Origin of the sequence: Curtobacterium phoenicis (assembly GCF_047238015.1) — a bacterium.
GTDB lineage: Bacteria > Actinomycetota > Actinomycetes > Actinomycetales > Microbacteriaceae > Curtobacterium.
This window is the reverse complement of record NZ_JBDFLZ010000002.1, coordinates 703,267-722,499: the sequence shown is the minus strand read 5'-3', so window position 1 is coordinate 722,499 and position 19,233 is coordinate 703,267. Positions and strand designations below refer to the sequence as shown.

General features: G+C 70.7%; 18 protein-coding genes, 1 tRNA gene and 1 pseudogene. 12 read left to right on the top strand and 8 right to left on the bottom strand.

The window, feature by feature from the left end:
- Positions 1 to 4 precede the first annotated feature (4 nt).
- The 3 genes and pseudogenes from idi (at position 5) to ABC270_RS03715 (ending at position 2,223) form a co-directional block, all read left to right on the top strand.
- A complete protein-coding gene (gene idi / locus ABC270_RS03725) occupies positions 5 to 547 on the top strand; it encodes an isopentenyl-diphosphate Delta-isomerase (protein WP_412879565.1) in 543 nt (180 codons plus the stop codon).
- Positions 430 to 907, top strand: a pseudogene (locus ABC270_RS03720) (glycerol-3-phosphate responsive antiterminator). The gene idi and the pseudogene ABC270_RS03720 overlap by 118 nt, the downstream one beginning before the upstream one ends.
- A gap of 266 nt (positions 908 to 1,173) precedes the next feature.
- Positions 1,174 to 2,223 (top strand): magnesium and cobalt transport protein CorA, encoded by a 1,050-nt coding sequence (locus tag ABC270_RS03715; RefSeq protein WP_412879564.1) that lies wholly within the window; start codon positions 1,174 to 1,176, stop codon positions 2,221 to 2,223.
- A 262-nt stretch (positions 2,224 to 2,485) separates the two neighbouring features.
- Here the strand turns inward: ABC270_RS03715 and ABC270_RS03710 are convergent, their stop codons facing one another.
- Positions 2,486 to 2,737: a hypothetical protein gene (locus ABC270_RS03710; protein ID WP_412879563.1), complete on the bottom strand. Its 252-nt coding sequence runs from the start codon at positions 2,735 to 2,737 to the stop codon at positions 2,486 to 2,488.
- A 255-nt stretch (positions 2,738 to 2,992) separates the two neighbouring features.
- Between ABC270_RS03710 and ABC270_RS03705 the strand changes: the two genes are divergently transcribed.
- From ABC270_RS03705 to ABC270_RS03690, 4 genes are all read left to right on the top strand, one after another.
- Positions 2,993 to 4,012 (top strand): LacI family DNA-binding transcriptional regulator, encoded by a 1,020-nt coding sequence (locus tag ABC270_RS03705; RefSeq protein ID WP_412879562.1) that lies wholly within the window; start codon positions 2,993 to 2,995, stop codon positions 4,010 to 4,012.
- Positions 4,013 to 4,515: 503 nt separating this feature from the next.
- Positions 4,516 to 6,039, top strand: coding sequence for a multiple monosaccharide ABC transporter ATP-binding protein (mmsA, locus tag ABC270_RS03700; RefSeq protein WP_412882028.1), 1,524 nt, complete (start codon positions 4,516 to 4,518; stop codon positions 6,037 to 6,039).
- Entirely contained in the window at positions 6,036 to 7,328 is a 1,293-nt protein-coding gene (gene mmsB / locus ABC270_RS03695; protein ID WP_412879561.1) for a multiple monosaccharide ABC transporter permease, read from the top strand. The genes mmsA and mmsB overlap by 4 nt, the downstream gene beginning before the upstream one ends.
- Before the next feature lie 83 nt (positions 7,329 to 7,411).
- Positions 7,412 to 8,515, top strand: coding sequence for a substrate-binding domain-containing protein (locus tag ABC270_RS03690; RefSeq protein ID WP_412879560.1), 1,104 nt, complete (start codon positions 7,412 to 7,414; stop codon positions 8,513 to 8,515).
- Between the two features lie 125 nt (positions 8,516 to 8,640).
- Here the strand turns inward: ABC270_RS03690 and ABC270_RS03685 are convergent, their stop codons facing one another.
- From ABC270_RS03685 to dcd, 3 genes are all read right to left on the bottom strand, one after another.
- Positions 8,641 to 8,985 carry a HepT-like ribonuclease domain-containing protein gene (locus tag ABC270_RS03685; RefSeq protein WP_412879559.1) on the bottom strand — a complete coding sequence of 115 codons (345 nt, stop codon included), beginning with the start codon at positions 8,983 to 8,985 and terminating at the stop codon, positions 8,641 to 8,643.
- Entirely contained in the window at positions 8,982 to 9,497 is a 516-nt protein-coding gene (locus ABC270_RS03680) for a helix-turn-helix domain-containing protein (protein ID WP_412879558.1), read from the bottom strand. The genes ABC270_RS03685 and ABC270_RS03680 overlap by 4 nt, the downstream gene beginning before the upstream one ends.
- A 132-nt stretch (positions 9,498 to 9,629) precedes the next feature.
- Positions 9,630 to 10,217 (bottom strand): dCTP deaminase, encoded by a 588-nt coding sequence (dcd, locus tag ABC270_RS03675; protein ID WP_022903028.1) that lies wholly within the window; start codon positions 10,215 to 10,217, stop codon positions 9,630 to 9,632.
- Between the two features lie 80 nt (positions 10,218 to 10,297).
- On the opposite strand from dcd, the gene ABC270_RS03670 reads away from it, so the two are divergent.
- Complete coding sequence (locus ABC270_RS03670; protein ID WP_412879557.1) at positions 10,298 to 11,422, top strand: GNAT family N-acetyltransferase; 1,125 nt, start codon at positions 10,298 to 10,300, stop codon at positions 11,420 to 11,422.
- A 109-nt stretch (positions 11,423 to 11,531) separates the two neighbouring features.
- Positions 11,532 to 13,577, top strand: a complete 2,046-nt coding sequence (locus ABC270_RS03665) for a bifunctional copper resistance protein CopD/cytochrome c oxidase assembly protein (protein ID WP_412879556.1) — start codon at positions 11,532 to 11,534, stop codon at positions 13,575 to 13,577.
- 200 nt (positions 13,578 to 13,777) lie between these two features.
- Here the strand turns inward: ABC270_RS03665 and ABC270_RS03660 are convergent, their stop codons facing one another.
- The gene (locus ABC270_RS03660; RefSeq protein ID WP_412879555.1) at positions 13,778 to 14,089 is read right to left on the bottom strand and encodes a hypothetical protein; all 312 of its coding nucleotides are present in this window, start codon (positions 14,087 to 14,089) and stop codon (positions 13,778 to 13,780) included.
- Positions 14,090 to 14,114: 25 nt separating this feature from the next.
- Entirely contained in the window at positions 14,115 to 15,224 is a 1,110-nt protein-coding gene (locus tag ABC270_RS03655) for a DUF6177 family protein (RefSeq protein WP_412879554.1), read from the bottom strand.
- Positions 15,225 to 15,436: 212 nt separating this feature from the next.
- Between ABC270_RS03655 and ABC270_RS03650 the strand changes: the two genes are divergently transcribed.
- Positions 15,437 to 15,510 (top strand) — tRNA-Gly (locus ABC270_RS03650).
- A 210-nt stretch (positions 15,511 to 15,720) separates the two neighbouring features.
- Here the strand turns inward: ABC270_RS03650 and ABC270_RS03645 are convergent.
- Together ABC270_RS03645 and ABC270_RS03640 are read right to left on the bottom strand one after the other, a co-directional pair.
- Positions 15,721 to 16,110: a hypothetical protein gene (locus tag ABC270_RS03645; protein ID WP_412879553.1), complete on the bottom strand. Its 390-nt coding sequence runs from the start codon at positions 16,108 to 16,110 to the stop codon at positions 15,721 to 15,723.
- A 12-nt stretch (positions 16,111 to 16,122) separates the two neighbouring features.
- Positions 16,123 to 16,761: a hypothetical protein gene (locus ABC270_RS03640; protein WP_412879552.1), complete on the bottom strand. Its 639-nt coding sequence runs from the start codon at positions 16,759 to 16,761 to the stop codon at positions 16,123 to 16,125.
- A 190-nt stretch (positions 16,762 to 16,951) separates the two neighbouring features.
- Between ABC270_RS03640 and ABC270_RS03635 the strand changes: the two genes are divergently transcribed.
- Together ABC270_RS03635 and ABC270_RS03630 are read left to right on the top strand one after the other, a co-directional pair.
- Positions 16,952 to 18,061 carry an FAD-dependent oxidoreductase gene (locus ABC270_RS03635; protein WP_412879551.1) on the top strand — a complete coding sequence of 370 codons (1,110 nt, stop codon included), beginning with the start codon at positions 16,952 to 16,954 and terminating at the stop codon, positions 18,059 to 18,061.
- A gap of 38 nt (positions 18,062 to 18,099) precedes the next feature.
- Entirely contained in the window at positions 18,100 to 19,119 is a 1,020-nt protein-coding gene (locus ABC270_RS03630) for a glycerate kinase (protein WP_412879550.1), read from the top strand.
- Positions 19,120 to 19,233: the final 114 nt, after the last annotated feature.

Below are 19,233 nucleotides of genomic sequence, written 5' to 3'. Positions count from 1 at the left end.
GCAGATGACGACTTTCCCTGAATCCGTGGTGCTGCTGGCCGACGACCGTACCCCGGTCGGGACGGCGGACAAGTTCACGGTGCACACCGACCACACGCCCCTCCACCTGGCCTTCTCGTGCCACGTGCGGAACTCCGCCGGGCAGGTCCTCGTGACCCGTCGGGCGCTGTCGAAGAAGACCTGGCCGGGGGTGTGGACGAACACCTTCTGCGGTCACCCGGGCCCGGACGAGACGTTCGAGGACGCGATCGCCCGTCGGGCATCTCGCGAGCTGGGCATCACCGTCCGCGACGTCGAGTCCGTCCTGCCCGACTTCCGGTACCGAGCGGTCGACGCGTCGGGGATCGTCGAGAACGAGGTGTGCCCGGTGTTCCGCGCCGTGACCGACGACGTGCCGGCGCCCGCGGACGACGAGGTCGCCGAGTACGCGTGGGTGTCCGAGGACGAGCTGCGGGCCTCGGTCGCCGGCGCGCCGTTCGCGTGGAGCCCGTGGCTCGGGTGGCAGCTCGCCGAGACCGAGCAGGCGGGGCTCCGCATCACCCCGTAGCGCGACCAGTGGTCGGCGGCACCGAGGCTGACGTCGTCGTCACGTGGCTCGCCGCGAACACCCGGGCCGACGGCGTCCTGTCCACCAAGTCGAACCTCGTCCGTGCGGCACGGCGGGCAGGGCTCGTCGCCGTGCAGCGGTTCTTCCTCGTCGACTCGTTCTCGTACCACCGGCTCCCCCGCGTCGTGGAGCAGGCCGTGCCGGACGCGATCGAGATCCTCCCGGGCTGCGTGCCGGGCGGACACCGACGTCCCGATCATCGCGGGCGGTCTGGTGTGCGACAAGGCGGACGTGATGGCCGCGCTCGGTGCGGGAGCGGTCGCCGTCGCCTCGTCGAACCGTGACGTCTGGGACATGTGACGGCTGGGACGTGTGAGGGCACTCAGACCCGGCTCAGCGGTCGCCGACCGGGGTCGACGTCCTCGACGCTCCTGGGTAGGCTCGGAGGTCGGCTGCACGAGGCAGCCCACGGACGACCAGAAGGGCAGGTGAGGCGCGATGTCGGGTGACCATCCTCGATCGGGCCGACGGAACCTGCCCCGGCGGGTCCACGCGCCCCGACCCTGATCCCGCTCCGCCCCCGGGCGGTTCGCGCCTGCCTGCTCCCGACACGCAAGGAGCACGCCATGGCACTGATCGACAACGCCGTCTACGTCGCAGGACACCGCGTCGACTCGCCGTCGACCCCGTCGCGCGCCACCCGGGGCGACCTCGCGTGGATCGGGCTGCTCCGTCCCGAGCCGTCCGAGCTCGCCGCCGTCGCCGCGGAGTTCGACCTGCACGAGAACGCGGTCGAGGACGCCCACAAGGGACACCAGCGCGCGAAGCTCGAGCGGTACGGCGACACCCTCTTCCTCGTCCTCCGGCCGGCCTGGTACGACCGCACCGCCGAGGAGGTCCGCTTCGGCGAGGTCCACCTCTTCGTGGGCGCCCGCTTCGTGGTCAGCGTCCGGCACGCCGAGCGGCCGGACCTCGCGGCACTCCGAGCACGGTGCGAGGCCGACCCGGCGTTCCTCGCCCGCGGGTCCGAGGCCGTCACCGCGGCCGTGCTCGACGAGGTCGTCGACGGGTACGCGCCGATCGTGGAGATCCTCCAGGAGGAGATCGACGCGATCGAGGACCAGCTCTTCGCCGGCCAGGTCGACCCCGGCGTCTCGAAGCGCATCTACCAGCTCCTCAGCGAGGTCCTCGGGTTCCAGCGCGCGACGACCCCCGTGCCGGCGATGGTCACGGGTCTGCTGCGCGGTGCCGACAAGTACGGCGTCGACGAGGAGGTCCAGCACCGCCTGCGCAACGTGCTCGACCACGCCCTGCGGGTCACCGAGCGGGTCGACTCCTTCCGGTCGCTGCTCGAGAACGCCCTCACGCTCCACTCGACGCTCGTCTCCCAGGAGCAGAACGAGGCGATGCGGCGGATGACCAGCGCCAGCCTGGCCCAGGGCGAGGAGAGCCGGCAGCTCGCGCGAGCGGCGCACCGACAGGGCGAGGAGGTGAAGCGGATCTCGTCGTGGGCGGCGATCCTCTTCGCGCCCGGCCTCATCGCGGGCATCTACGGGATGAACTTCGACGACATGCCGGAGCTCCACTGGCGGTTCGGGTACCCGGTCGCGATCGTCGCGATGCTCGTCCTGATGGCCCTGCTCTGGGCGGTCTTCCGCAAGCGCAACTGGCTGTAGCCGCGACCGGCACGGGTGCGCCTGTGCCCTGGTTCGCTGGCTGGCCCGACGCAGGTGCACCGGTCGCAGGACGCGCCGCGTGCGTGCCGTCGTGGTCGTGCGAACGGTCGAGACCGGGCGCGCGAGGCGACCGGTTCTGCGACCGAGACCGCGGACGTGCGTCACGGACCAGGACCGCGATCGCGGGTCCCGGGCGCGACCGCTGACGGCTGGAGGCGCGGTGCCGGCTGGCACCGCGCCTCCAGGCTCGTGAACCGTCGTGTCAGCCGACGATGGCCGCCGTCCGGCGGTAGACAGCGTCGGTGTGCGCGGTGACGTCCACGTGCACCGCACGCAGCGCGTCGTACACCGCGGCGCGCTCCGGTTCCGGCGCGAACCGGTCGCGCTCGACGACCATCGCGGCCGCCGCCGCATCGAACGACGGGTGCACGCCGGTGGCGACGGCGGCGCCGATGGCTGCACCACGGCCCGCCGCGCTGTCCCCGACCACCCGGATCAAGGGCAGCTGGAACACGTCGGCCGTGGCGCTGCGGGTGTCGCTGTTCTCTGAGGTCTGGAGCGACTGCCGTCCTCGGGTGGACGGCCGATCTGCGGTTGACGTGATCCACAATATTCCGGACACGGCGTGGACGGGACCCCATCGCCGGCGGTCGGCACAACCCGGGATCGGTCCCGGGTGGCGTGGAGCGACGAGGTGTGCATAATGATCAGGCCCGGAATGTGAACGTGCACATCGACGTGCCACGACACCGGGCAGGAATGAGCAGCAATGGCGTCGACGCGAGCACAGCAGTCGCGTGCGCCCAGCATCCGGGACGTCGCACGGGTCGCCGGGGTCTCCCACCAGACGGTCTCCCGCGTCCTGAACAACTCCGATGCGATCCGCGCCGAGACCCGCGACCGGGTCCTCGCGGCGATGGAGCAGTTGCAGTACCGGCCGAACCGGGCCGCACGGGCGCTGGTGACCAGCCGGACGCACACGATCGGCGTGCTGACGGCGCGTCGGGCGCACTACGGCCCCGCGGTGGCACTGCAGGCGATCGAGGACGCCGCGGTGGCCCGCGGGTACAACGTGACGACGTCGACCCTGACCGAGACCACGGACGACGCGGTGCGCGAGAGCATCCAGCGCCTGCTCGACCTCGACGTCGAGGGGATCGTGGTGATCGCCCCGCAGCAGAAGGTGTTCGACCTCATCGAGGAGCTGGGCATCCGGACGCCGTACGTCACGATGCGCGCGAGCGTCGGCGAGGACCCGACCGCGCTCTGGGTGGACCAGATGGAGGGCGCCCGGCTCGCCACCGCGCACCTCCTCGACCTCGGTCACGAGTACGTCCGGCACATCGCCGGGCCCCAGGACTGGATCGAGGCGGACGCCCGGATGCAGGGCTTCCTCCGCGAGATGTCGGACCGCGACATGCCCGTCGTGGCGCCGATCCTCGGGGACTGGACGGCCGACTTCGGCTACCACGCGGGGCGGGAGCTCCTCCGTTGGCGGGACTGCACGGCGGTGTTCTGCTCGAACGACCAGATGGCGCTCGGGCTCGTGCACGCGGCACGCTCGTACGGCCTCGACGTGCCCGGTGACCTCTCGGTGGTCGGTTACGACGACATCCCCGAGGCGAAGCACTTCTGGCCGCCGCTCACCACCGTCCAGGTCGACTTCGCCGAACTCGGCCGACGCTGTGTCGACCTCCTGCTCCCCCGTGACGACGAACAGCTCCGGCCGATCGACATCGTCCCGCAGCTCGTCGTGCGCGGATCCACGAGCGCGCCGCGCTCGCGCTGACGCACCGCGCACCGCGGCACGACCCGACGAGCCACTCACGGCGCGCAGCCCGACGGAGCCGACGCGCGCACGGAGCGGCCCGGAGGCGCGTGGCGGGCCCGACCCGCGCCTCCGGGCCGCGTCGCCGCCAGGTCGGCGGACCGGTGCGGACATCCGCAACAGCACGCGGGAGCACCCCACACCGGGGGACGCGGACCGGTGCGTCCGGCCGGATGACGCGGGCCGTTACACAAACGCGACAATCCCGAATTGACAGGATCCGCACACGTGTGCGTAGGATTGCCCCCGTTCCAGCCGATGTGACCGTTCACATGGACCGTCACACGGCAGGGGCACCGGACGCGACAACGAGGTCCACGCAGGTGACTGCGCCCCCGCTGCCGCAGTGTCAACCCGAATGACTGCCGCGCTGGAGCGGCAGAAGGAGATGCACCGTGGCGTCAACCCCACAGGGCCCCGACCTGGCCACCAGGTCGGTGACCGCAGCCGAGACCATCCTCGAGATGCGGTCCATCACCAAGGAGTTCCCGGGCGTGAAAGCCCTCTCCGAGGTGTCGCTCGACGTCCGCGCCGGCGAGATCCACGCGATCTGCGGCGAGAACGGCGCGGGCAAGTCGACCCTCATGAAGGTGCTGTCGGGCGTGTACCCGTACGGCACCTACGAGGGCGAGATCGTCTTCGAGGGCGAAGAGGTCCGCTTCAAGGACATCAAGCAGTCCGAGCAGGCCGGCATCGTGATCATCCACCAGGAGCTCGCGCTGATCCCGGAGCTCTCGATCACGGAGAACCTGTTCCTCGGCAACGAGCCGTCGAAGTTCGGCGTGATCGACTGGACGACCGCACAGCTCCAGGCGCAGGACCTGCTCGCCCGCGTCGGCCTCTCCGAGGACCCGGACACGCAGATCAAGAACATCGGCGTCGGCAAGCAGCAGCTCGTCGAGATCGCGAAGGCCCTGCACAAGGACGTCAAGCTCCTCATCCTCGACGAGCCGACGGCCGCGCTGAACGAGAACGACTCCCAGCACCTGCTCGACCTCATCGTCGGGCTCAAGGCCAAGGGCATCTCGAGCATCATCATCAGCCACAAGCTCAACGAGATCGAGCAGATCGCGGACAGCATCACGATCATCCGCGACGGCAAGACGATCGAGACCCTCAACGTGAAGGGCGACGGCGTCAACGAGGACCGCATCATCCGCGGGATGGTCGGCCGCTCGCTCGAGAGCCGGTTCCCGGACCGCACGCCGAAGATCGGCGAGACGTTCTTCGAGGTCCGCAACTGGACCGTGCAGCACCCGCTCGACCCGTCGCGCCTGGTCTGCAAGGGCTCGAACTTCCACGTCCGTCGTGGCGAGATCGTCGGCTTCGCTGGCCTCATGGGCGCCGGCCGCACCGAGCTCGCGATGAGCATCTTCGGCCGCTCGTACGGCACGTGGCTCGGCGGCGAGATCATCAAGGACGGCCGCGAGATCGAGGTCAAGAACGTCCAGCAGGCCATCGAGCACGGCATCGGGTACGTCTCCGAGGACCGCAAGGCGCTCGGGCTGAACCTGCTCGACACGGTCAAGCGCAGCACGGTCTCGGCCGACCTGCAGAAGATCTCGAAGGCCGGCGTCGTCGACTCCCTCGAGGAGTACAACGTCGCCGACAAGTACCGGAAGATGCTCCGCACGAAGGTGCCGACCGTCGAGGAGAACGTCGGGAAGCTCTCCGGCGGGAACCAGCAGAAGGTCGTCCTGTCGAAGTGGATGTTTACGGACCCCGACATCCTGATCCTCGACGAGCCGACCCGCGGCATCGACGTGGGCGCCAAGTTCGAGATCTACGGCATCATCCAGCAGCTCGCGGCCGAGGGGAAGGGCATCATCCTCATCTCGTCCGAGCTGCCCGAACTCCTCGGCCTCTCGGACCGGATCTACACGATCTTCGAGGGCCAGATCACCGCCGACGTCCCCGCGGACCAGGCCGACCCCGAAACCCTCATGCGCAGCATGACCTCCGCGCGGAAGGGCGCAACCGTCTCATGAACAACCTGAAACTGCTCTTCGGCAAGGGCAACAGCATCGGCCAGTACGGCATGATCATCGCGCTCATCGTGATCGTCGCCTTCTTCTGGTTCACCACGGACGGGCTCATCCTCGAGCCCACCAACGTCATCAACCTGTTCCTGCAGTACTCCTACATCCTCATCCTCGCGCTCGGCATGGTGATGGTGATCATCGCGGGCCACATCGACCTCTCGGTCGGTTCGGTCGCGGCGTTCGTCGGCATCATCGTCGCGCAGTCGATGTCGGTGTGGCACTGGCCGGCCTGGGCCGCGATCATCCTCGGTCTGGCCGTCGGTGCGCTCGTCGGTGCCTGGCAGGGCTTCTGGGTCGCGTTCGTCCGCGTCCCGGCGTTCATCGTGACGCTGGCCGGTCAGCTCATCTTCCGCGGCGCGAACCAGATCATCGGTCAGTCCACGTCGGTGCCGACCCCGGACTCGTACAACACCATCGGTGCTGGCTACCTCGGAGACTTCGGACCGGACTTCGGCTACTCCAACGGCACGCTCCTGATCGGTCTCGTGACGATCGCCGCACTCATCATCATCGAGGTGCGCGGGCGTCGTCGCCGTCGCAAGATGCAGGCAGAGGTCCCGCCGCTGTGGGTCTCGATCGTCCGCACCGGCATCCTCGTCGCCGTCACCCTGGTCGCGACCTACCTCTTCGGCGCCGGCCCCGTCGGCACGTCGATCCCGATCGTGGCGATCATCCTCGGCGTCCTGACGATCATCTACGGCTTCATCACGAAGAACACGATCTTCGGTCGTCAGGTCTACGCGGTCGGCGGCAACGCCAGCGCTGCGGTCCTCTCCGGCGTCAGCGCCCGCAAGGTCAACTTCTTCGTCATGGCGAACATGTCGGTCCTGGCCGCCGTCGCGGGCATGGTGTTCGTCGGCTACTCGAACGCATCGGGACCCGCCGACGGCACGGGCTGGGAGCTCGACGCGATCGCGGCCGTGTTCGTCGGTGGCGCCGCGGTCGCCGGTGGCATCGGCACCATCTCCGGGTCGATCATCGGTGGCCTCGTGATGGCGCTCCTGTCGAACGGCCTCCAGCTCATGGGCATCGAGTCGAACAAGGTCCAGATCATCCGTGGTCTCGTCCTCCTCGTCGCGGTCGCCTTCGACGTCTACTCGAAGTCGCAGGGACGCCCGTCGCTGATCGGCGGCATGATGCGGCAGTTCCAGCGGAAGGACACCGAGCAGAACACGGTGGCGGCCCAGCAGCCGCGGTCCATCGAGGACCAGCCGCAGAAGGTCAACACCCAGTAGAACGTGGCGCCGGGCGGCCCGTCCGCCCGGCGCACGATCCCCACCACCACAGCACCACCCCTCAACGAAGAGAAAGCAATCTCATGCGCAAGAAGCTCATCGCCGGCATCGGCCTGGCCCTCGTCGCGGGCCTCGCCCTCAGCGGCTGCTCCGCACGCGGGACCTCCGGTTCGGACTCCGCCAGCACGGAGATCAAGAAGGGCGACCTCATCGGTGTCGCCCTGCCGGCCAAGACCTCGCAGAACTGGGTGCTCGCGGGCGCCGCGTTCGAGAAGTCGATCGAGGACGCCGGCTTCAAGGCCGACATCCAGTACGCCAACGCCGGCAACCCCGTCCCGGACCAGCAGTCGCAGATCTCGGGCATGGTCACCAAGGGCGCGAAGGTCGTCATCATCGGTGCCGCCGACGGTTCGCAGCTCGGCTCGCAGGTCAAGGCCGCCAAGGCCAAGGGCGTCACCGTCATCGCCTGGGACCGCAACATCCTGAACACCAAGGACGTCGACTACTACGTGGCGTTCAACAACTACAAGGTCGGCCAGCTGCAGGCCAACGCGCTCCTCGACGGCCTCAAGGCCGAGAAGGGCAGCGGCCCGTACAACATCGAGCTCTTCGCCGGTTCGGCGGACGACGCGAACGCCACCGTGTTCTTCAACGGTGCGATGAGCGTCCTCGAGCCGAAGATCAAGGACGGCACCCTCAAGGTCACGTCCGGCCAGGAGACCTTCCAGAAGGTCCAGACCAAGGGCTGGCTCGCGCAGAACGCCCAGTCGCGCATGACCGACCTGCTGTCGCAGTACTACTCGGGCGACACCAAGCTCGACGGCGTCCTCTCGCCGAACGACACCCTCGCCCGTGCGATCCTCACCGCGACGAAGGCGGCCGGCAAGCCGAACCCCGTCGTCACCGGTCAGGACTCCGAGACCGCGTCGATCCCGCTCATCATGAAGGGCACGCAGTACTCGACGATCTACAAGAACACGACGGAGGAGGCCCAGGCCGCCATCGACCTGGTCTCGACGCTGTCGAAGGGTGAGAAGCCCGACACCAAGATCGACAAGACGAACAACTACAACGGCGTCAAGACGGTCCCGGCGATCGAGCTGACCCCGATCCTCGTCACCAAGGAGAACGCGGTCGAGGCCTACAAGGGCAACGACACCCTCGAGGCGCTCGCCAAGCAGGGCTGATCCCCCGGCACACAGCACACGGACGGCCCCGTCTCGCACCTGCGAGGCGGGGCCGTCCTGCGTCCTCGCACGACCAGGAGACGGACGGGAGGCGAGGGTCGGCGGTGATCCGGGCCTCGCTCCCGTCACGGGGCGACGTCGCCGACGGACGCCGCCCGGAGGCGGCGAGCAGCCGCGCACAGGTGGGGGACGTCGGTGCGCGCCGTCCCGAAGACGACCGCCGGGGTGGTGTCGAAGTACCGGCGGGTGAGCCGCTCCGCGAGCAGCGACACCTTCCCCCACGGGATGCTCGGCTCGGTCGCCGTCAGGTCGCTCGGCAGCATCCGCACGGCCTCCCCGATCTCGACGAGTCGCATCCGGACCGCGTCGTACACGAGGTGTTCGGGCAGCGCGTCGTCGCTGACGTACTCGCCGATCAGCCCGCACGCCCGGATCACGTCGTCCAGGCGTTCCCCCGTCCCCCGGGTCACAGCGGGATCGCCTCGCGCACGACCTGCGGGTCCATGCCGGCCGCGTCCACGACGTCGACCCGGGTGCCGAGCAGCTGCTCGGCCTCGTCCTGGATCCGCATGAGCGCGAAGATCCCGAGCCCGCGGCCGAGGTCCACCATGAGGTCGACGTCGCTCCCCGGGCCGTCCTGCCCCCGGGCGACGCTCCCGAAGAGTCGTGGGTTGCGTCCACCGAAGCGCTCCACGATGGCGCACAGCTCCGTGCGGACGGCCGCGACGCGTTCTCGGAGGGGTGGCGGCTCCTCCACCGGCTCGAGCTCGATCGATGCGGTGAAGCCGGCCGCGAGCAGCAGGCGCTGCAGCGCCGCGAGCGACGGCTCGCGGCGACCGTTCTCGTAGGTGCTGATGACGCTCTGGGTGACGCCGGCACGCATCGCGAGCTGCACCTGGGTCAGTTCGGCGCGGACGCGGGCGCCACGGATCAGCTCGGCCGCCGACACCGGCGGCGCGGGCCTGGGGAGGACTGCGGACATGCGGCCACGATACACAGAATGCGACATTTTCCGGCCCATGTCCTGCGGTTCGCCACAACCGGTCGCGGGGATTGCTCCTGCCACATCGCGGAGCGTCGTTCCCGTCCCGGTCGACGGGGCCGCGCGGGCGGTTCAGTCGCGCGTCGAGACGTCCGTGCGGTGGAAGTTCTGCGCCGAGCGTGACGCCGTCGGTCCGCGCTGTCCCTGGTACCGCGACTGGTACTCGGCCGACCCGTACGGCTTCTCCGCGGGGCTCGAGAGCTGGAAGAAGCAGAGCTGGCCGATCTTCATGCCCGGCCAGAGCTTGATCGGCAGCGTCGCGACGTTCGACAGCTCGAGCGTGACGTGGCCCGAGAAGCCGGGGTCGATGAAGCCCGCCGTGGAGTGGGTCAGCAGCCCCAGGCGCCCGAGCGAGCTCTTGCCCTCGAGCCGCGCCGCGATGTCGTCCGGCAGGCTCACGACCTCGAACGTCGACCCGAGCACGAACTCCCCCGGGTGCAGGACGAACGCCTCGTCCGGGTCGGTCTCGACCAGGCGCGTGAGCTCCGGCTGGTCCTCCGCCGGGTCGATGTGCGGGTACTTGTGGTTGTCGAAGAGCCGGAAGTACTTGTCGAGCCGGACGTCGATGCTCGAGGGCTGCACGAGCGACGCGTCGTACGGGTCGAGACCGATGCGGCCGTCGGCGAGCTGGGCGGTGATGTCGCGGTCGGAGAGCAGCACGCTGGAAGCCTAGCGGCCGGGCACCGCCGTCGATATCCTGTGAGGCTGCCCAGGGCCGGGCGGCGAACTGGAGCAGGACGATGACCGACGCAGCCCCCGCCGAGACCGCCCCGTCGACCGGGCACGTGATCGAGGAACTCGACGTGCCCGCCACGATGCAGGACGACCCCGCACGCGTGGCGGCCTTCCGTGCCTGGCTCGAGGTGTCCGACCGTGCCGAGGGCGCCGTGCACGGACTGACCGAGCTGGCCTGGACACCGGGCGAGTACCTCCCGATGTGCCACACGCCGGGAGCGCCCAGTCGGCTGTTCGTCGCACGGGACGCCGCGGGGACGGTCGTCGGCTCGGCCGCGTACGACTCGAAGACCGAGCCCGGGACGACGAACTGCTGGCTGGCCGTCGGCGTCGACCCCGCACACCAGGGCCGGGGCGTCGGCCGTCTCCTGGCGGACCACGTCGAGCAGGTCGCCCGCGACGAGGGCCGCACGCAGTGGAAGACGTACGCGGTGTCGCGGCAGGTCGGGCCGGCCGCCGGCGACGGGTACCTGCAGGCACCGACCGGGTACGGCGCCGTCCCCGCGGACGAGCCCGCGGTCCGCTTCCTCCTGGGTCGGGGCTGGCGCTTCGGCCAGGTGAACCGGATCAGTCGGCTCGCGCTGCCCGCCGACGCCTCGGTCGTCGCCGCCCTCAGGGAGCGCGCGGCCGGTGCCGCGGGTGACGCGTACCGCGTGCACGCCTGGACCGGTCGGACGCCCGAGCCGTGGATCGACCGCATCGCACTGCTGCGCACCCGGATGTCGACCGACGCTCCCGAGGGTGACATGGAGGAGCCGGAGGACGTCTGGGACGCCGACCGCCTCCGTGAGCAGGAAGCCGAGCTCGCGCGGGCGCCGCGGACGATGGTCACGATCGCCGTGGAGCACGTCGACTCCGGCACGCTCGTCGGGTTCACGCAGCTGGCCGTCCCGGTCGATCCGGCGCGGGCCGTCATGCAGTGGGACACCCTCGTCCTGCGGGAGCACCGCGGACACCGGCTCGGGTGGTTGCTCAAGGTGGAGGGCATCGCGTTCGTCGAGCGGGAGTTCCCCGGGCGCCCGTCGATCGTCACGTTCAACGCCGAGGAGAACCGGCCGATGCTCGACGTGAACGAGGCAGTCGGCTTCGTGGGGGTCGGCAGCGAGGGGATCTGGGAGCACCGCGACTGATCCGGCGCCCGGCCGGGCCGGGTCGTCCGACCCGGTCTGAGCCGGACCGCAGCGATCGCGGCGGACGCACACCGGGCCTCCCGGCTGGGGCGCTTACCATGGGACGGTCATGACCGTCACGTCCTCCGCACCCCCGTCCGGAGGCGCGGCGCCGGAATCGGCGCCCGTCACCGCGCGCACGTCCACCGTCGCGACGGTCCTCGTCGTCGCCGTCCCGCTCGCAGCGGCCTGCGCCGTCCTGGGGATGGTCGTCACCGGGGCGTTCGGCTCCGACCAGCAGCTCGTCTCCGCGGGTGACCTCGTGACCTACGGTCTGCCGATCGCGCGTGCCGTGCACGACACGATGGCCGCCGTCACCATCGGACTCCTCATCGTCGCGGCGTTCGCGCTCCCGGCCCGCAAGCAGGACCACGGGGCGATCTCGAGCGTGCAGCACCGGGCCACCCGTTGGGCCGCTGCGACCGGTGGCGTGTGGTTCCTCGCCGCGGTCGTGAGCATCGTCCTGACCGGGGCGAACACGCTCGGTGTCCCGCTGGACTCGCCGGTCTTCGCCAGGAACTTCCTGCTCTTCGCCTTCCAGGTCGAGATCGGACAGGCCCTCGTCGTGTCCGCGGCCGCGATCCTCGCCGCGACCGTCGTCGCCGCGTTCGCCACCCGGGTGACGACCCTCGCGGTCGCGACCGTCCTCGCCCTGTTCGCGCTGCTGCCGCTGGCGCTCTCGGGGCACGCAGCAGGCTCGCTCGAGCACGCGAACGCGGTGAACTCCCTCGCGGTGCACCTCGTCGGCGTGTGCGTCTGGGCAGGCGGACTCGTCGCCGTCCTGCTGCTCCGGACAAGGACGAAGGGCGCGACCGGCAGAGTCGTGTCGCGCTACTCGACGCTCGCCGGGTGGTCGTTCGCCGCGGTCGCGTTCTCGGGCATCGTCAACGCCTCGCTGCGGTTGACCGGACCGCTCGACCTGTTCACGACGACGTACGGCTGGCTGATCACCACCAAGGCCGTGATCCTCGTGCTCCTCGGGCTCGCCGGGGTCGTGCAGCGGCGTCGTCTGGTGCCCGCACTGCTCCGTTCACCGCTCGACCGTCGGTCGTTCACCCGGTTCGCCCTCGCCGAGATCGTGTTCATGGCGGTGGCGATCGGTGTCTCGGTCGCGGTGTCGCGCTCGCAGCCGCCGATCCCGCAGACGCCCGAGACCGGGGACGACACCCGCTCCGGACTCATCGGCTACCCGTACCCGCCGACGCAGACCCTGCACACGTACCTCACCGAGTGGCACTGGGACTGGGTGTGGGCCGCCCTCGCGGTGACCGGTGCCGGCTGGTACCTGCTCGCGGTGCGGAAGCTCCGGAAGCGCGGGGACAAGTGGCCCGTCGGGCGCACGATCGCGTGGCTGATCGGCTGTGCGCTGTTCATCTGGACGACGTCGGGCGGCCCCGCCGTCTACGGCATGATCCACTTCTCGTCGCACATGATCCAGCACATGCTGCTCATGATGTTCGTGCCGCTGCCGCTCGTCCTCGGCGGCCCGGTGCTCCTCGCGCTCCGGACGCTGCCCGTGCGCAACGACGGCTCGCGGGGTGCCCGCGAGTGGCTCATGCTCTTCGTGCACTCCCGCTACATGCAGTTCATGGCGAAGCCCGCGGTCGCCGGGGTGATCTTCGCGGGGTCCCTCGTGGTGTTCTACTTCACGCCCGCGTTCGAGAACGCCATGCAGTCGCACGAGTGGCACGTCCTGATGGTCGTGCACTTCGTCCTCAGCGGGTACCTCTTCTTCTGGGTGTTCGTCGGTATCGACCCCGGCCCCGCCCGCCCGCAGTACCCGATCCTCATCATCGCCCTGCTCGCGACGCTGGCCTTCCACGCGTTCTTCGGCGTCGCGGTGATGACCTCGGAGTCGGTGTTCGCGATCGACTGGTTCCACGCGCTCGGACAGACGAACGACGCGGCGCTGCTGGCCGACCAGCACACCGGTGGCGGGATCGCGTGGGGCGCCGGCGAGCTGCCGATGGTGTTCGTCGCGCTGCTCGTGGTGCGGAACTGGGTGAAGTCGGACGCGCGGGACGCCAAGCGTCTCGACCGCAAGGCCGACCGCGACGGGGACGCCGACCTCAGGGCGTACAACGAGCAGCTGGCGGCGTTGCGCGACCGCGACTGAGAGGCGCGGGCTCGGGCGCGCGCCGGCGCGGGCGTGCGGCGGGCGCGGTCGCGCGCCCGGTGCGTCTCGCGTTCGCACAACCAAAGCCCGCTCGAACCGCGCTTTCCCGTGGTGTCGATGGACTTTGGTTCTGCGCCCACGGCCGCGGCGGCCGCGCGTGCGCCGGCGGCCGCGCGTGCGCCGGCGGCCGCGCCAGCGCGTCAGTCCCCGTGCACGAGACACACGGCGTCGAGGTCCATCGCCGCCTCGAGCGCCGCCGAGATCCCTGACTCGCCGTCCGGCCCCACGGGCGTCACGACGTCCACCCACCACAACGGCACCTCGAGCGTCGGCGCCTCCGGCAGGATCCGTTCGACCTCGTCGAAGGCGTCGACCCGCCGGACCCCGAGCACCGTCAGCACCGGGTGCGTCGCGTCACGGCAGACCTGCATCACCGGCCCGTCGTCGAGCGCACGCACACCCCACGTCTCGTCGTGCAGCAGCAGCGCCTCCGCCACGTCGCGGATCTCCACGGGCCGACGACAGAGGAGTGTCACCTCACGCGGCACCGGGGCCCCCGTTGACCGCGGCACCCGGACCGCCGCTGGCCGGGGTTCCGACGTGGCCGTCCTCGTGCGCCGGGTCGAGCGGCGCGCCGCCGACGAGCTGCAGGAAGCGGTCTTCGTCGATGCGGTCGAGGAACGCCTCGAGTGCCTCCCACCCGTCCTCGAACCGGACGATCAGCCCGGCGTCCACGGCTCGGCGCGGGTCCGAGGCGTCCGCCGCAGTCCCGAACGTCGTGGTCGACGTGTGCGGCGGCGGCCACTCCCCGTCGCGGTCCAGGAACGCGGTGGCCTCGGGTCCGACGACCACCGCGAGTGGCGACGGCTCACCGTGCGACACCGCCCGCACGAGGTGGTCCGCGTCACCGCGGCGCTGCATGACGACGCCGAACACCGGCTCGACCTCGTCCGCGACCTGCCGGACCGCGTCGAACAGGCGTGGGGCGAGCGACGGGTCGGCGTGCTCCTCCGGCACGGTGAGCACCGCCGACATGGTCTCGATCACGACCCCGTTCTGCAGGTGCGCGGTCATCGTCGCCGAGAAGCCGTCACCGATCGCGTACGAGGTCGACACCTCCGGGGCTTCGTGCTTCGCGTACTGCGTCACGACCCAGCGGTCCCACGGCACGGTCAGTGGCTCGGCGGTCCCCCAGCGGGTCGGACATGCGCCGACGGTGTCGCACAGGGCCTCGATCGCGGAACCCATGTCGACCGCACGCCCCTCGTGGTGCCGGAGTGTGAGGTCGATGCTGATCTGCCGCACGGAGTCGGACGCCACCGGGTGCCCCGGTGACGGCGTCCCGACGAGTTCGGGTCCACGACGGACGAAGTCCTCGATCCCCGAGGCCGCCGTACCCGTGCGACCATCGCGCAGCGACCCGTCGAGGTCGGTGACGGCCCACGCGGCGCCGTGTGCACCGAGTGCGTGGCGCATCGCCGGGGTCAGCGCCGCGCCGGCCCCGGTGCGGAGCACGACCATGCGACCGGCGGCGGAGGCTCGCCGGAGCAGGGAGGCGAAAGCGTCGGTCAGCCACACCACCGACGAAGCGGAGTCCACCACGATCGCTGAACCGACCACGTCGTCGATGAGGGGATGCCTGACCATCCGGTTCCTCCTCGGTCGTCCTGCCGCTCGAATCCCCCTGGACGGTACACACGAGGACGACACCTGTCCGTCACGCCGGTCGGCTCACAGCGCCTACACGGACACGGCCTGGAGGCACGGGTCACCGACGCCACGCAGGCCGCGGGATCGCGTTCGGCTGGCTTCCAGCGGAGAATCCGGTAGGGTTGTCGACGTCCCGCCGAGCGGGATGCGCGAGTGTAGTTCAATGGTAGAACTCCAGCTTCCCAAGCTGGTAGCGCGGGTTCGATTCCCGTCACTCGCTCCAGGTACCCAGTTCTCCGCGTCTGCGTCATCGCGACGACCAGTCGACGACGCGCGAGCAGCACGCGACGTGATCGACATGCTCGCTGACGGGACGCCCCGCTGCGCGCACGTTGATCACGCACCGGCGCTGTCGCATGCGCACCGAGAGCACGACGTCAGATCCGCGCATGCTCCACCCGAGCAGCCCCGCCTGGGGAATGCGGCGACGGACTCACGAGCCGGACCGCTCGGGAGCCCTCACGGCTACCGTCAGCACCGCTGCGAGGATTGCGGTCGCCGACAGGCAAGGCCACAGGACCGAGCCGCAGGACGGGCCGACGGTCACGGCGACCAGCGCCGCTGCGCCAGACGCGACGAAGGTGGTCGTCGCGAACGTCTTCGGCATCGCAGCTCGGGCCCACGACTGCCCGACCGGGATCAGCCGCGGGAGCGAGACGACGACGACCACAGCCACCACGAAGCCGAAGCCCATCGTCGAGTCGACCGCTCTCGCGAGAGCTGGGTTGATCGCGGTCACTGCGAGGAGGGCGAACCCGGAGCAGCTGATCAGGAGACCTGCACGGGAGCGGGGCGCGTAGCCCCGATGCTTGTTCGCTGTCATGTCGGCCCGACCTCACTGACGGCACGCTTCGATGACCGGCCACACGGGAGCAGCGGTCGTGAACTTCCGGATCCCGACGCACTTCCGTTGGCTCACGGCTCGGAGCGCTGTGTCGACCATGATCCCGACCCCGATCGCGCAAGCCCACGCAGCAGGACCGCACATCGCGATGATGACTGCCTTGGCAGCGTTGTACCCGGATGCAAGAGCCTTCGTCTGCGCCCGGCTCGCCAGCGCGGTGCAGTGCATGAGGTTGCACGCGTAGGTGGTCCGCGAGGTGACCGGCCCGTCCTGTCCCTGCATGGTGATCGGCACCTCGGACGTCGTGCGCTGCGAGCCGTCGGCGAACGTCTCTGTCCGCGAGACGCCCCCGGTCCGCAGTGCGACGACGGTCCTGGAGACGGGATGCGCGTCCGATCGCTCCGAGTCGACCAGCTCGCCCGCGCGCATCTTGGCGATGAGCACGTCCTGCGTGGCTGCTCCGATTCCCGCGGTCGTCATCGCCATCCGGATGACACGGGCGTCCTCGTCCGTGATCCGGGATTCCGAGGCGTTCGCCGGACTCGCCACGACGGCAGACGCGAACAACGCGATGGTGGCTGTCGCAACGAGTGCGGTTCGTCGCGCATGGATGGTCTTCGATGCCTTCATGATGGCCTTCCTCGCCGAGCGGCTCTGCTCGGGCTCAATCAGGGGACGAGCGGTAATCTATTTTTGGAACATCAAATTCACAACATCAGGTGCTTGGGCGCGTGTTGCGCGGAGCGCCGCACGGAGCGAACTCATTCCCCATGGCCCGGACGGCGCGCAACCGCGGACGGAGCCGCGCTACGCTCAGTCCATGCCCGCGCCCGAGGACACGTCGGTCCACATCGTCATCGGCAGCGGGGTCGTCGGTGCTGCCACGGCGTACGCGCTGACCGCCCGCGGCGAGCGCGTCGTCCTCGTCGAGCAGCACGGCCGCGGGCACGACCGGGGCTCGTCGCACGGAGCCACGCGGATCTTCCGGCAGGGCTACGCCGATGCCGAGTACGTCGCCCTGACGACCCGGGCGCTCGCACGCTGGGACGCGCTCGAGGCACGTGCGGGCAGACAGCTCCTCGACCGGACCGGCGCGGTGGACCACGGACGGCCGGAGGTGGTCGACGCCATCGCCGCGGCACTGGCCGACGCGGGCATCCCCCACGAGACGCTCACGCCGGAGCAGGCGGCCGAGCGCTGGCCCGGCATCGCGTTCGAGGGCCACGTGCTCACCCACGCCACCGCCGGGCGCATCCGCTCCGCCGAGGCGATCGAGGCGTTCCTGACGCTCGCCGAGGCCTCCGGGTCGGCGGACCTCCGGTTCGACACCCGGGTGACGGACATCGAGGACCACGGCGACGAACTGACGGTGTCGACGAGCGACGGCGCGCGGATCCGCAGTCGGTCGGTGATCGCGGCCGCGGGGTCCTGGGCCCCCACGCTGGTCGGCGACCTGCTCGCGCGACGCGGGGCGCGCCTCCCGGCCGTCCGCGTCACCCAGGAGCAGCCGGCCCACTTCCCCAGCCACCTGCCGGACGCGGCGTGGCCGAGCTTCGTGCACTGGGCCGACGGTGACGACGTGTACGGCCTGCTGACCCCGGGCGAGGGCGTGAAGGTGGGCTTCCACGGGACGGGGCCGGTGGTCGACCCCGACCACCGCGACTCCACGCCCGTGCCCGCGGAGGCCGAGCGCCTGCAGGCGTACGTCGCGCGGTACGTCCCCGGCGTCGACGCCTCGAGGCCGACCTTCATCAGCTGTCTCTACGACACGACGCCTGACGAGGACTTCGTCATCGACCGCCGCGGCCCCCTGACTGTCGCGACGGGCTTCTCCGGACACGGGTTCAAGTTCGCACCGCTGCTGGGCAAGATGCTCGCGGACCTGGCCCTCGGCGGCGATCCCCACCCGCGGTTCGCGCTGACCAGCTGAACTGGTCCGGCTCCGGACCGTGCCACTACGGTGGTCGGGTGCGCATCGTGGTGGCTCCGGACTCGTTCAAGGGCACCGCGACCGCGGCGTCCGTGGCTGCGGCGATCGCCGACGGATGGCGCACCGAGCGGCCGGACGACGACCTGGTCCTCGCGCCGATGGCCGACGGTGGCGAGGGGACGCTCGACGCCTTCGCGACCGCGTTCCCCGGGGCGGTCCGGCAGCCCGTGACGGTGACCGGCCCCGCGGGCGAGTCCGTCGAGGCCGCGTGGCTGCTCCTCCCCGACGGACGCGGGGTGGTCGAGCTCGCGGCGACGAGCGGTCTGCCGTTGCTCGGCGGCGACCTGCTGCCGGACACCGCGACCTCGCGGGGTTTCGGCGAGGCGATCGCCGCCGCGCTCGACGCCGGGGTGCGCGGGCTCGTCCTCGGCATCGGGGGCAGTGCCTCGACGGACGGGGGCGCACCGGTGCTCGACGTCCTCGGTGACCGGGCACTCCCCCGCGACGGCGTGACGGTCCTCACCGACGTCACCTCGCCGCTCGTCGGGCCGACCGGTGCCGCTGCCGTCTTCGGACCCCAGAAGGGCATCGCCCCCGAGCGCGTGGCCGAGTTCGACGCCCGACTGTCGGCGTTCGCCGCACGCTTCCCCCACGTCGACCCGGCGACCCCCGGGGCCGGGGCCGCTGGTGGCGTCGGGTTCGGGCTGCTCGCGTGGGGTGCGACCCTCGTGCGCGGTGCGGACGGCGTCGCCGAGGTCCTGAACCTGCCGGAGCTGCTCGACGGCGCCGACGTCGTGGTCACGGGCGAGGGACGGTTCGACGGGCAGAGCGCGGTGGGCAAGGTGGTCTCGGTCGTGCACGAACTCGTCGGGCAGCACGCACCGGGCGCTCGGGCGATGCTCGTCGCCGGGGCGATCGAGGCTCCGCTGGACGCCTTCGCCGCCGCGGCCTCGCTGACGGTGATCGCGACGCAGACCACGGGTGAGCCGGACGACGCGCTCAGCGACCCGCTGCGGTTCGCGACGATCGCGGGCTCGCGACTCGCCCGGATGGCCTGAGGGGGCGCACAGGAGGGGTACCCCACCGGTACCACGCTGTCCGCAGCACGCAGGAGCACACTGGTCCGGGGCCGACGGCGTCCCCTTCCCGCGGGACCGGAGACGGCCCCGTTC